Raw genomic sequence first — 12,047 nt, 5'->3', positions numbered from 1 at the left:
ATGCTTTGGGACGCGCTCACGCTGCAACTGGGCTATAACGCCACGCTGGTCACGCTGGGGGCTACGATGCTGGGTGTGGGAGCGGGGGCCACGGGCACCTATCTCTATCTGGGCAAGCGTGCGCTGGTGTCGGATGCCATCAGCCATGCCACGCTGCCCGGCGTCGTGCTGGGGTTCATGGTGATGGTGGCGATGGGGGGCGAAGGCCGGTTTCTGCCCGGTCTCATGCTGGGGGCGGCGCTGTCGGCGGGGCTGGGCCTTCTCGCCGTCACATGGCTCACGACGCGCACGCGGTTGCATGAGGATGCCGCGATTGGCGCGGTGCTGTCGGTGTTCTTTGGCTTTGGCGTTGTCCTGCTGACGGTGGTGCAGGTGATGGATGCCGGGCGGCAGGCGGGGCTTGAGACCTTTTTGCTGGGCGCTACGGCAGGCATGCTGCGCGACGAGGCGCTGACGATTGCGGCAGGCGGTGCTGTGGTGCTGGCGTTGGTGCGGCTCTTGCATCGGCCGATGATCCTTGTGGCCTTTGACCCCGAATATGCAGTGGGGCAGGGGATGCGGCTTGCGCGTGTCGATCTGGCGATGATGGGATTGGCACTGGCCATCACCGTGACCGGGCTCAAGGTGGTGGGCCTCGTGCTTATCGTGGCGCTCTTGATCATCCCGCCGGTGGCGGCGCGGTTCTGGTCCGAGCGCGCGGGGCATGTGGTGATGATCGCGGGGATCATTGGCGGGGTTGCGGGCTATCTGGGGGCTGCGGTGTCGGCCACGGCACCGGACTTGCCCACCGGACCGCTCATCGTGCTGGCGGCCTTTACGCTCTTCGTGCTGTCGCTCTTGATGGCACCGGGGCGGGGCGTGCTGGCGGCGGCCTTGCGGCATCTACGATTTCAGCGCCGGGTGCATCTGCGTCAGGGCCTCTTGGCGCTGGCGGCGGGGCAGCCGGTCTATGAGCGGCTGACCCTGCGCTTGATGCGCCGGGCCGGGCTGGCGCGGGCCGATGGCGTCGCGACCGAGGCAGGCCGTGCCATGGCGGCACGCGCGCGGCTGGATGAGCGGCGCTGGCAAATCCTGCGCTCGGACCCGGCATTCGAGGCGGCGGCGGCGCGGTACGATGGGCTGACACCGTTGGACGAGGTCTTGACGGGCGATCAGATTGCAGCACTGGACCGGGGGCTTGGGCCAGAGGGGGCGGTGTGATGGGGCAGGATTTCGTCATGCTGTCGCTCACGCCGCTTCTGATTGGCATTGCGGCAGCGGTGGCCTGTGCGCTGCCGGGGAATTTCCTGTTGCTGCGGCGTCAGGCGCTGATCGGCGATGCGATCAGCCATGTGGTTTTGCCGGGGATCGTGGCCGGGTTCCTTGTGACCGGCATGGTCGCCACCGGGCCGATGATGCTGGGGGCGGCGGCGGCGGCGATGGTGGCTGTGATCCTGATCGAGGTGATCCGCCGTCTGGGCCGGATCGAACCGGGGGCAGCAATGGGTGTGGTCTTTACCGCCATGTTCGCGGGTGGCGTGTTGCTCTTGGAACAAAGCGCCGCCTCTGGCGTGCATCTCGACGTGCAACACGCGCTTTACGGCAATCTCGAAAGCCTGATCTGGCTGGATGGCTATGGCTGGGGCGCGCTGACCGATCCGAAGGCGCTGGCAGGCTTGCCGCCCGAACTGGGGCGGATGGTCGCCGTTCTGCTCTGCACAGTGCTTTTTATCGCGGTGCTGTGGCGCCCCTTGGTGATTGCGACCTTTGACGAGGGGTTTGCCCGCGCCATGGGTATCCCAACGGCCATTTTGGGGCTGGCCTTGGTGGCGGTGGCGGCGCTGGCGGCGGTGGCGGCGTTTGACGCGGTGGGGTCGATCATCGTGATCGCGATGTTCATCTGCCCCCCCGCGAGTGCCCGTCTGATGACCGACCGCTTGGGACGTCAGTTGGCGTGGAGCGTGGTCTTTGCCACGCTGTCGGCGGTGTTGGGCTATGTGCTGGCTGGCTACGGCCCGCTCTGGCTGGGTTATGACAATGCGGTCAGTGCGGCGGGCATGATCGCCACGGTCTCGGGCGTGATCCTTGGGGGAGCTGCTCTTTTTGGTCCGCGGCGGCAGAGCGTCAGCCGCGCAGACGCCACGTCTCTCGCATCAACTCCGGCAGAATAGCCGCGCATCGTGCATAGCGGGGCAGCATCCGGCGTGGGCTGGCGAGCGCGCGCCACAGCCATTCAAAGGCCAGACGTCGCAGCCAGAGCGGCGCGCGGGGTTGCACCCCGGCGATGAAATCAAGCCCGGCACCGACGCTGGCAAAGCCCATATGCGGCAGGGCGGCATGGGCGCGGGCGGCGAAAATCTCTTGCTTGGGCGCGCCAAGCGCCACGAGGCATAACCCCGCACCCGAGGCGCGCAGCGCGGCAATCACCTCGTCGCCTTGAAGGCCCATCGGATCAAACGCCATCGGTGGTGCGATGCGCGCGGCGATCACCAGCCCCGGCACACAGGCACAAAGCCCCTCTTCGGCGGCGCGCAACGCCGCGTTTGTGCTGCCCACAAGGGCCACGCTTGCCCCTGTATCGGCCGCAAGCTGCGCCATCGGCACCACCATGTCAGCCCCTGGCACCAGCCCGACGGGACGCCCGGCAAGGTACGACAGCCATACCACCGGGTTGCCATCGGCAACGATCAGATCATGCTGCCCATAGGCCGCCAGAAAGGCGGGATCGCGGCGCAGTTTCACCAGATGGTCGAGGTTGAGCGTCGCCAGCGCAAAGCCGCTCTTGTCGCGCAACCGATTGCTCAGGACCGACAGCAGGCGCGAGGCATCGCGGGGCGCGATCCGTATCACCTCATCCTTAATGTGAAATTCCACCCGATTCCCCTACGAAAGTCGCGGCCTTTGGTGCTATATCTACCCTAGCGCGTGGTTACACTAGGGCGAAAATGTGCAGCTTTTGCGGCAATGCGGTGGGGACTGTGTCCGCGTTGCATCAAGGGTGTGCAAGGGATTGAAACTGTAGGGAAATGGTCGGATTCTTGCCATGATTCTGTGATTATCCGAGGCGCGAGATACAGGGGTAATGATGCAGGCAGAGGGCAGAGGGAGCAGCAGCCGGACGGCACGGCTGGGGCGCGTGGCGCTGGTGGGCTGCGGATTCGTGGCCGATCTCTACATGCGGTCGCTCGCGGCCCATCCCGAGATTGCCGTGATCGCCGCCCATGACCATGATCCCGCACGGCTGGCCAAATTTGCGGCGCATTGGGGCGTTGCGACCGACGCGACCCTCGCGGCGCTCTTGGCGCGGCTCAGCCCCGGCGATGTGGTGCTGAACCTCACGAACCCTGCGGCGCATTATGCCGTGAGCCGCGCCTGTCTTGAGGCAGGCCATCACGTCTGGTGCGAAAAGCCGCTGACGCTTGAAGTCGCGCAGGCCCGCGCGCTGCATGATCTGGCAGAGGCGCAGGGGCTCATGCTGGCCTCTGCGCCGTCGTCGGTGCTGGGCGAGGCGGCACAGCTGCTGATTGGCGCGGTGCGGCGCGGTGTGGCGGGCACGCCCCGGCTGATCTATGCCGAGATGGATGACGGCTTTATCCCTCAGGCCCCCTATGGCAAATGGCAGAGCGAGAGTGGGGCACCGTGGCCCCATGCCGATGAATTCGCGGTTGGCTGCACGCTGGAGCATGCGGGCTATGTGCTAAGCTGGCTCATCGCCATGTTCGGCAGCGTGACGCGGGTGGTGTCGGCCTCGGCCGAGGTCATTCCCGATAAACCGGGTGCGGGGGGGGCGCCCGATGTTTCGGTGGCCACGCTCGTCTTTGAGGCAGGCCCGGTGACGCGGCTCACATGCTCGATTGTGGCGTCCCATGATCACCGCCTGCGGGTCTTTGGTGACGAGGGCGTGTTGCAGGTGCGCGAGGTTTGGGACAATGCGGCGGCCGTGCGGTTTTATCGCCGTTTCACACTGCGGCGCAGGCTGATCGAGACGCCCTTTGGCCGGCGCATCCGGGCGCGTGGGCCGTCGCATCCCAAGGTGGGGCGATGGGGGGCGGCGTCGATGAATTTCGCCCTTGGTCCCGCCGAGATGCTGGCGGCACTGGCCGAGGCGCGCGCCTGTCGTCTGACGAATGCCATGGCGCTGCATCTGACCGAGGTGACACTGGCGCTTCGGGGTCCAAGCGGCGTCGTGGAGATCGAGAGCCGCTGCGCCCCGATGGAGGTCGCATCATGGGTCTGAGCCTTGTTGTCACGGGGGCAGGCGGGTTTCTGGGCCGGGCAGTGGTCGCAGAGGCCCGCGCGCAGGGTCATGCGGTGCGGGGCGTGACGCGCGCTGATATGGATCTGGCGGCGGGCGGGGTGGGTGACATCCTCGACGGGATTGACTGCGTGATCCATCTGGCCGGGGCGCTCTCGGGCGACTGGGCCGTGCAGGACCGCGACACGCTCACCGCCACGCGCCACCTCATTGCGGCGATGCAGGCGCAGCCTTTGCCGCCGCGTCTGGTGCTGGCGAGTTCGATTGTCGTCTACAGCGCTGATGCAATGGGCGTTGTCACCGAGGCGACACCGCTCGAAGACCGTCCTGAGCGGCGCGACGCCTATGCCCGTGCCAAGCTGGCGCAAGAGGCGATGTTGCGTGAGAGTGGCCTGCGCCATACAATTTTGCGGCCCGGTGCGATCCTTGGGCCGGGGCGGGTGATGAATGCCCATCTGGGGCTGGGGATTGGGGGGACGTTGATCCTGATGGAGCGGGGCGGCGAGGTGCCGGTGGTGTCGCTCACCGATTGTGCCCGCGCCTTTGTTCTGGCGGCAGAGGCGCCGGGCGAGGGGCGTGCGCTCAATATTCTGGGCGCGGACCTGCCGACGCGGGCGCGGTATGTGGACGCCCTGCGGCGCACAGGCTGGCCGCGCCATGTGGTGCCGGTCAACTGGCGACTGGTTGCCCCCTTGGCAGGGTTGCTCTCGCCCTTGGGCGCGCGTGTGCCGGGGCTCTTGCGCCCCGCTGTGCTGCGCGCGCGGATGCGGCCGCTACGCTATGACATTGCGGCGGCGGAATTGGCGCTGGGCTGGGTGCCGCAGGATGATTTCGAGACGGCGTTTGCGCGCGCGGCGGAGGGCGCGGCATGACCCTGCGCATCGCCTATCTGACCGGCGAATATCCCCGCGCCACCGATACCTTTATTCAGCGCGAAGTGGCGGCGCTGCGCGCGCAGGGGCTCACGGTCGAGACCTGTTCGATCCGCCGCACCGGGGCCGAGCATCACACCGGACCCGAGCAGCGGGCCGAGGCGGCGGGGACGTTTCATGTGTTGGAAACCGCCCGCTCGCTCCGCCGCCTGATGGCCGCGCATCTGGCGGCGTGGCGTAGGCCGGGGGCGTGGCTGCGCGCCCTGCGTCTGGCATGGCGCACCAGCCCCGGCGGGATCAAGGCCACGCTCTACCAGTTCATCTATCTGGCTGAGGCCGCCGTTCTGGCGGAGCATCTGCGCGCCCGTGGGCTGACGCATCTGCACAATCACATCGCAAAATCGAGCTGCACCGTGGCGATGCTCATGTCGGAAATGTCGGGTATTGCCTATAGTTTCACGCTGCATGGGCCGGATATTTTCTATGAGCCTTATCGCTGGCGGCTGGATGAAAAGATTGCCCGCGCGCGTTTCGTTGCCTGTATCAGCCATTTCGCCCGCTCGCAGGCGATGGCCTTTTCCGACCCCCGGCATTGGCACAAGTTGCATATCGTGCATTGCGGGGTTGATCCGGCGCGCTATGACCGCCCTGCCAGCCGTGCGCCCGCGCATCTTCTGTTTGTCGGCCGTCTGGCGGCGGTTAAGGGCGTGCCGATGCTCTTTGATGCCCTGCGCGACCTGAGCAAGGATCATCCTGCGCTGCATCTGACGCTTGTGGGAGACGGTCCTGAGCGCGCTGCACTGGAGCGGCGTGCCCGCGACATGGGCCTTGCGTCGCGGATCACCTTTGCGGGCTATAGGTCTCAGGCCGAAGTGGCGGACCTGCTGCGCACGGCGACGGCGCTTGTCCTGCCCAGCTTTGCCGAAGGCGTGCCGGTCGTGCTGATGGAGGCGATGGCGGCGCGGGTGCCGGTGGTGACAACCCGCATCGCGGGCGTGCCGGAACTGGTCGAGGACGGGGTGAGCGGCCTCTTGGTGCCGCCCGGTGATGCCGATGCCCTGCGTGTGGCGCTTGTCCGTTTGCTGGACGATGCCGACCTCTGCCGCGTCATGGGCGAGGCGGGGCGGTTGCGCGTCAGCGCTGAGTTTGCCTCGGACACCGAGGCGGCATGGCTGGCCGCTCTCTTTGAGGGTTATGCAGAGGGGGTGCCCCCCAAACACCTCAGACCGGAAGGGCAAGAATGAAAATCGCCGTTGTTCTGATCGGACGCAATGAGGGCGCGCGGCTAGTGGCGAGCCTCGCCTCGCTCAGCGGGCAGGGGCTGCGGGTGGTCTATGTCGACAGCGGTTCGAGCGATGGCAGCGTGGCCGCAGCGCGGGCGGCAGGGGCCGAGGTGGTGGCGTTGGACACAACCACGCCCTTTACCGCCGCGCGGGCGCGAAACGCGGGTTTCGCCGCTCTGGCTCCGGACCTGCCCGACGCGGTGCAATTCATCGACGGCGATTGCATCGTGGTGCCGGGCTGGATCGACCGGGCGGCAGCGGTGCTGATGGCGGAGGACAGCATCGGCCTTGTCACCGGCTGGCGGTCTGAAATCCATCCCGAGGCCTCCGTCTACAATGCGCTCTGCGATCACGAATGGCACCGGCCTGCGGGTGAGATCACCGCCTGCGGCGGCGATATGCTGTTGCGGGTCGCGGCCTATCAGGAGGTTGGCGGCTTTGACGGCACGATCATCGCCTCTGAAGACGAGGAATTCTGTCAACGCCTGCGCAAGGCGGGCTGGCGTCTGATCCGCCTGCCCGAACCGATGACCCGGCACGATGCTGCGATGCGGACCTTTGGCCAATGGTGGCGGCGGGCGGTGCGCTCGGGGCACGGATTTGCGCAGGTCGGGGACATGCACCCCGGCTATTTCGCGCGGGAACGTGCGCGGGTCCGGGTCTATGGGCTGGCTCTACCTCTTTTGGCGGTGGCAGGGCTATTCTGGTTTCCGTTGCTGGCAGGCGTTTTGTCGGCTTATGCGTTGTCCTATGCCAAGACGGTGCAGGGGTTGCGCAGCTCCGGGATGGGCATGCGGAGCGCGCTGCATCAGGCGCTGTTTCTCAGCCTGTCCAAATTTCCAAATCTGATCGGCATGGTGACCTACAAGCTGCGCAAGTGGCGTGGCGATGCGATGCAGATCATCGAGTACAAGTAAGGGAATCTGCGATGAGTAAAGTGATCAATGTGGGCCTGATCGGCGCGGGCTATATCGCAGGCTGGCATGCCGATGCGCTCAAGCTCACACCGGGGGTGCGGCTGGCGGCGGTCTGTGATCTGTCGGCCTCTGCCGCCGAAGGCTTGGCGGGCGCGCATGGGGCGCGGGCGTTTTCCTCGGTCGAGGATCTGATTGCGAGCGGTGCGGTCGAGGCGGTGCATATCCTGACGCCGCCCGATAGCCATGCGGCGCTTGCGCGCAAATGTCTGGCGGCGGGGCTGCATGTTCTGATCGAAAAGCCGGTGGCCCTCTCGGGCGACGAGACCGCGGGCATTGCCAGTGTTGCACGGGCGGCGGGGCGTATCTTGGCCGCCGGTCACAATTTTCTTGGGCTGCCCAGTTATCTGCGCCTCAAGGATCAGATCGCACGCGGCGAGTTGGGCCGTATTTCCAGCGCCGAGATCACCTGGGCCTTGCCGCTGGCGCCTTTGCGCTCTGGCCCCTATGGCCTCTGGCTCTTGCGAGAACCGCGCAACCTCTTGCTGGAACTCGGGCCGCATCTCTTTGCCTTTGCCCATGATCTCTTTGGGCCGGTCACCGTGACCGGGGTTTACCTGAGCAAGCCCGTGGCCCTGCCGGGGGCGGGGGCGCGACCGCAAAGCTGGCGGATCACGGCACAGGCGGGGGGTGTTGATCTTGCCTTCAACCTGCAACTGGTCGAGACGGTCGATGACCGATCGCTGATCCTGCGCGGTTCCTCGGGTCTGGCGCGGTTGGATTATGCCGCCGATGTGCTGACCGTGACCCATGAGAACACCGCCGATCTGGTGCTCAATCCGTTTCTGCGCCAGATGGGCGCAGCCTGGGAGAATCTGCGCGACGGCGTGGGAAATGCCGCGCGGCAGGTCGGATCGCTCAACCGGAAATCGCCCTATGCGCTTGGCTTTGTCGGCACGTTTGCGGCGTTCTATACCGCCATTCGCGAGGACAAGCCGCTCGATGCGCGCTTTGACGGCGTGGCGGCGGAAGCGGTGATGCGCGCGATTGATGCGGCGATTGCGATGATGCCGGATCAGGGCCGCGAAACCTGGGCAGCGCCCAAGGCGCGGCGCAAGCCTAAGCCCACGGCGTTGGTGATTGGCGGCACCGGGTTTTTGGGACGCGACCTGACGCGCGCGCTGGTGGCGCGGGGGCAGGATGTGCGGGTGCTGTCGCGCGGGGCGCATGGCCCGTTTGACGACCTGCCCGAAAGCGTCGAGACCTGCGCGGTTAGCCTGCGCGATGAGGCGGGGCTGAGCCGCGCGATGGAGGGGATCGAGGTGGTTTATAACCTTGCCCGCGCGCTCGGCACCTCTTGGGAGGACTGTTTGGAGAATGATGTGGCCGTGTCGGACCGGATTGCGCGGGCGGCACTGGCGGCAGGTGTGGGCCGGTTCGTCTATACCGGCACGATTGCGTCTTATGACATGTCCAACCCGCAGACGGTGATTACTGAATCGACGCCCTTCGCGCAGGATATGCGTGACCGCAACCTCTATGCTCGCTCCAAGGCGGAATGTGAGCGGCGGCTCTGGGAGATGGCGCGCGATCATGGCCTGCCGCTGACCATCGCGCGACCGGGAATCGTGGTTGGTTATGGCGGGCCGTTGCAACATTGGGGCATCGGGCGCTGGCATGGCGCGGGCGCGGTGCGGCTCTGGGGGTCGGGAGACAACCCGCTGCCCTTTGTGCTGATCGGGGATGTGTCGGACGCGCTCATCCGGATGGGCGAGAGCAGGGCCGCGCCGGGGCAATCCTTTAACCTTGTTGGCGATGTGCCTCTCACAGCGCGCAGTTATTTCAACGCGATCCATATGCGGTTGGGCGCGCGGATTCGTGTGAGTTCCGGCAATCTGACGGCGATGTGGGCGGCGGATGCGGTCAAATCGGCGCTCAAGACCTATGCCCTGCGCCGCCCCGGCGTGATCCGCGCGTCGCGGCGAGACTGGCAATCGCGGGCGCATTTCGCGCAGTTCGACAATACCAAATCCAAGGCTTTGTTGGGCTGGAAACCGGTGTCGAACCGCGAAGAATTTCTGCAAGAGGCCGTGGACCGCGCCGGGCTGATTGGGTTCTGAGCGGCGAGATGGGCATATAATCCCGCGCTTTTGGTCGCATTGTTGCCGGATTTTCGGGCCATACCTGCGGCAACAGGCAGGAGACCTTGCAATGGCAGGACAGGCCACCCCCGGCAGACCCACAGGCACGCGCCGCGGCGCGGGGCCGTGGCATGGGGTGCGATCATGAACCTCAAGCGCCATGACGACTATATGCGCCGCCGCGCCGCCCGTCGGGCCAAGATGGAGGCCGAAGCCGAGGAGAATGCGCCGGTCGTGCGCCCCAACCTTGAATGGCCGGAAGACGAGGAATCGGTACTTGCCACATTCTCCGAGGTGCTAAATCTTCCTGAGCCTGAGCCTGAGCCTGAGCCTGAGCCTGAGCCTGAGCCTGAGCCTGAGCCTGAGCCTGAGCCGGCGATCGCCTCAGATGTCGCGCCAGACCCCACACCTGCGCCTGCGCCGCTGCTGTGGCCTGCGCTGCGCCGGGTGGTGTTCGACCCCAAGCATCTGGCGATGCACCGACTCATTTCCGCCACGCGCGAGGACCCCGCGCATGTGGCCTTTGACGTGCTGCGCACCAAGCTCTTGGCGGCGCTGCGTGCGAATGGGTGGCACCGGGTGGCGATTACCTCGCCCACCCCCGATTGCGGCAAATCCTTTGTCGCGGCCAATCTCGCGATCAGCCTGTCGCGGCAATCGAGTGTGCGCACCGTGTTGATGGACATGGACCTGCGCCGCCCCTCTTTGGCCCATACCCTGGGCCAGCCAGATCCCGGACGCATGGCCGGGTTCCTGAGCGGTGATATTCCGTTAGAGCGGTTTTTGACCTGTCCCGAGGACAATCCGCTCCATATCGGTCAGACCCTCGCCATGGGGCTCAACGACCGGGCAGAGCCCTATGCCGCCGAAATCCTGCATACGCCAGAGACCGGCGAGGTGTTGCAGGACATGTATCGTCGGCTTGCCCCGGATGTGGTGATCTTTGATATGCCGCCCGCGCTTTATTACGACGATGTGCTGGGGTTTCGCCCGCAATTCGACGGGGTGTTGATTGTGGTGGGCGGTGGGCGCACCACCGCGCGGCATGTGCGTGACCTCAAGGCGCGGTTCGGCACGGACACGCCGCTCTTGGGCGTGGTGATGAACCGGGCCGAGGGCGAGAGCATCGCCAAATACGGCTACTGAGCGGGTTTGAGGCGCTGGGGCTCCGGCTGAGAGTCGCGCGGCGGCGCGTGCCGCGCCTTTTTTCGCGCGAGTGGCACTGTAAATGGCGTAGGCAGGCTAGATCTTTGCAAATGCCTCGGACGGTGCCCTAGTTGCCGCCCAGCAGTCGCAGCGGCATCAGCCGCTCCTGCGCAAACTTCACCAGAATGGGAACGATGAGCAGGATCATCACCACAGTTCCGGCGATCTTGAGCGCGCGACGCCGCCGCTCGTGACGCAGGCGCACGATCGGAATGGTCACGACAGGCGTGATCTCCAGCTCTTGTTCGAGCTGCGCCGCGCTGCGGATTGCCGGGTTCATGATCTCCAGCAGCACCGCAAATCCGATCCCGGCAACAAGGCTGGCCAACGCGCCCGCAATCACCAGTTTCTTGCGACTGGCTGAGACCGGAAATTCGGGGGGAATCGCGGTTTCCAGAATCTCGAACCGTTCTTGTTGCTGGCGCGATTCCAGCACGCTTGCCATTTCCGCCTCGACCCGGTTGGTGGTGATCGTTCTCAACTGGTCCTGCAACTGGGTCAGATCGCGGGTGAGCGCGCCCAATTCCCGTTCGACGCGGGGGGCCGCCGCCAAGGCTGCCTCATTCTCGGCGATACGCCCGGCCACCAGCGCGCGCTGTTCCGTCAACTGACCGATCTGTCGGGCAAAGACTTCTTGGCGTTGGCGCGAGGCCTCGGTTTCCAGCGTGATGATCTGCTGATCAAGCGCAAGCAGCGTTTCATTCAGGGTGCGCAATTCCTCGCGGACCGGCGTGATGCTGGTGGGCAGGGATTCTGCATTGGCGCGTTTGAAATCGGCGATGACGCCTTCGACTTCTGCGATGCGCGCGCTGACCCGCGTCTCTTCGGCACTGAAAAAATCGAGGGTTTCGCGGACCAGCGCCATCCGCCGCTCGCGGTTCTCGGCAATCACGGTCTCGACGAAATCATTGGCCACCTCGGCGGCCTTGACCGGATCGTTGAGATTCACCGTCACACTCAGACCCGAGGGGGCCGTTGCCGGACCCATGCCGGGAACACCAACGGTGATCGGCGTGATGCGAGCGGAAATCCGAAGCTGATGCACCTTTTCAGCCAGTGGCATGTTGCGGGCATTGGCAAAGAGGCCGTGCCGCTCGATCACCTTGACCAGATTGTCCCGCGCCATCAATCGCTGTTCGATCAGTTGCAGCCGGTGATTGGCATCGGTGGCAATGGTTTGTCCGGCCAGATCGCTGCCGACCTGCGGCGTCTCGATCTGAATGACGGCGGTGGCCTGAAATACCTTGGGCTGATTGAGCGCCACGATGATCGACAGAATTGCGCCGACCACAGCCACCAGCACGATCAGCCAGAGCTTGCGGTGCAAGAGCCGCATCAGATCGGGAAAGGACTGGATCGCGCTCATGGCTTGCCTATCAGTGTCGTTTCAACGCGGC

Annotated in this window: 10 protein-coding genes; 8 read left to right on the top strand and 2 right to left on the bottom strand. The window is 65.6% G+C overall.

The features are described from left to right. A complete protein-coding gene (locus ACSSVY_RS08530; protein WP_454269054.1) occupies positions 1-1,200 on the top strand; it encodes a metal ABC transporter permease in 1,200 nt (399 codons plus the stop codon). Next, positions 1,200-2,150 (top strand): metal ABC transporter permease, encoded by a 951-nt coding sequence (locus tag ACSSVY_RS08525; protein ID WP_454269053.1) that lies wholly within the window; start codon positions 1,200-1,202, stop codon positions 2,148-2,150. Before ACSSVY_RS08530 ends, ACSSVY_RS08525 begins: the two co-directional genes overlap by 1 nt. Here the strand turns inward: ACSSVY_RS08525 and ACSSVY_RS08520 are convergent. Further along, positions 2,104-2,853, bottom strand: coding sequence for a WecB/TagA/CpsF family glycosyltransferase (locus ACSSVY_RS08520; protein WP_454269052.1), 750 nt, complete (start codon positions 2,851-2,853; stop codon positions 2,104-2,106). The genes ACSSVY_RS08525 and ACSSVY_RS08520 overlap by 47 nt on opposite strands. Positions 2,854-3,061: 208 nt before the next feature. Here ACSSVY_RS08520 and ACSSVY_RS08515 point away from each other — a divergent pair, with 208 nt between their 5' ends. The 6 genes from ACSSVY_RS08515 to ACSSVY_RS08490 all read left to right on the top strand — a co-directional run bounded on the left by ACSSVY_RS08515 (position 3,062) and on the right by ACSSVY_RS08490 (position 10,590). Beyond that, positions 3,062-4,216, top strand: coding sequence for a Gfo/Idh/MocA family protein (locus tag ACSSVY_RS08515; protein WP_454269050.1), 1,155 nt, complete (start codon positions 3,062-3,064; stop codon positions 4,214-4,216). Next, positions 4,207-5,106 (top strand): NAD-dependent epimerase/dehydratase family protein, encoded by a 900-nt coding sequence (locus ACSSVY_RS08510; RefSeq protein ID WP_454269048.1) that lies wholly within the window; start codon positions 4,207-4,209, stop codon positions 5,104-5,106. The genes ACSSVY_RS08515 and ACSSVY_RS08510 overlap by 10 nt, the downstream gene beginning before the upstream one ends. Continuing rightward, positions 5,103-6,350 (top strand): glycosyltransferase, encoded by a 1,248-nt coding sequence (locus ACSSVY_RS08505; protein WP_454269046.1) that lies wholly within the window; start codon positions 5,103-5,105, stop codon positions 6,348-6,350. Before ACSSVY_RS08510 ends, ACSSVY_RS08505 begins: the two co-directional genes overlap by 4 nt. Continuing rightward, complete coding sequence (locus ACSSVY_RS08500) at positions 6,347-7,306, top strand: glycosyltransferase (protein WP_454269044.1); 960 nt, start codon at positions 6,347-6,349, stop codon at positions 7,304-7,306. The genes ACSSVY_RS08505 and ACSSVY_RS08500 overlap by 4 nt, the downstream gene beginning before the upstream one ends. An 11-nt stretch (positions 7,307-7,317) precedes the next feature. After that, positions 7,318-9,423, top strand: coding sequence for an NAD-dependent epimerase/dehydratase family protein (locus tag ACSSVY_RS08495; RefSeq protein ID WP_454269042.1), 2,106 nt, complete (start codon positions 7,318-7,320; stop codon positions 9,421-9,423). Positions 9,424-9,588: 165 nt separating this feature from the next. Continuing rightward, a complete protein-coding gene (locus tag ACSSVY_RS08490; protein WP_454269040.1) occupies positions 9,589-10,590 on the top strand; it encodes a CpsD/CapB family tyrosine-protein kinase in 1,002 nt (333 codons plus the stop codon). Between the two features lie 127 nt (positions 10,591-10,717). Here the strand turns inward: ACSSVY_RS08490 and ACSSVY_RS08485 are convergent, their stop codons facing one another. Beyond that, positions 10,718-12,016, bottom strand: a complete 1,299-nt coding sequence (locus ACSSVY_RS08485; RefSeq protein WP_454269039.1) for a GumC family protein — start codon at positions 12,014-12,016, stop codon at positions 10,718-10,720. Between the last annotated feature and the right edge of the window lie 31 nt (positions 12,017-12,047).

This window comes from Roseovarius sp. MBR-51 (assembly GCF_053628575.1).
This window is presented reverse-complemented; position numbering and strand designations above follow the sequence as displayed.

Bases quoted from the DNA above. Each gene is read 5' to 3' on its own strand.
- ACSSVY_RS08495 (WP_454269042.1), top strand. From the start codon at position 7,318: ATGAGTAAAGTGATCAATGTGGGCCTGATCGGCGCGGGCTATATCGCA.
- ACSSVY_RS08525 (WP_454269053.1), top strand. From the start codon at position 1,200: ATGGGGCAGGATTTCGTCATGCTGTCGCTCACGCCGCTTCTGATTGGC.
- ACSSVY_RS08485 (WP_454269039.1), bottom strand. From the start codon at position 12,016: ATGAGCGCGATCCAGTCCTTTCCCGATCTGATGCGGCTCTTGCACCGC.
- ACSSVY_RS08490 (WP_454269040.1), top strand. From the start codon at position 9,589: ATGAACCTCAAGCGCCATGACGACTATATGCGCCGCCGCGCCGCCCGT.
- ACSSVY_RS08515 (WP_454269050.1), top strand. From the start codon at position 3,062: ATGATGCAGGCAGAGGGCAGAGGGAGCAGCAGCCGGACGGCACGGCTG.
- ACSSVY_RS08510 (WP_454269048.1), top strand. From the start codon at position 4,207: ATGGGTCTGAGCCTTGTTGTCACGGGGGCAGGCGGGTTTCTGGGCCGG.
- ACSSVY_RS08505 (WP_454269046.1), top strand. From the start codon at position 5,103: ATGACCCTGCGCATCGCCTATCTGACCGGCGAATATCCCCGCGCCACC.
- ACSSVY_RS08500 (WP_454269044.1), top strand. From the start codon at position 6,347: ATGAAAATCGCCGTTGTTCTGATCGGACGCAATGAGGGCGCGCGGCTA.
- ACSSVY_RS08530 (WP_454269054.1), top strand. From the start codon at position 1: ATGCTTTGGGACGCGCTCACGCTGCAACTGGGCTATAACGCCACGCTG.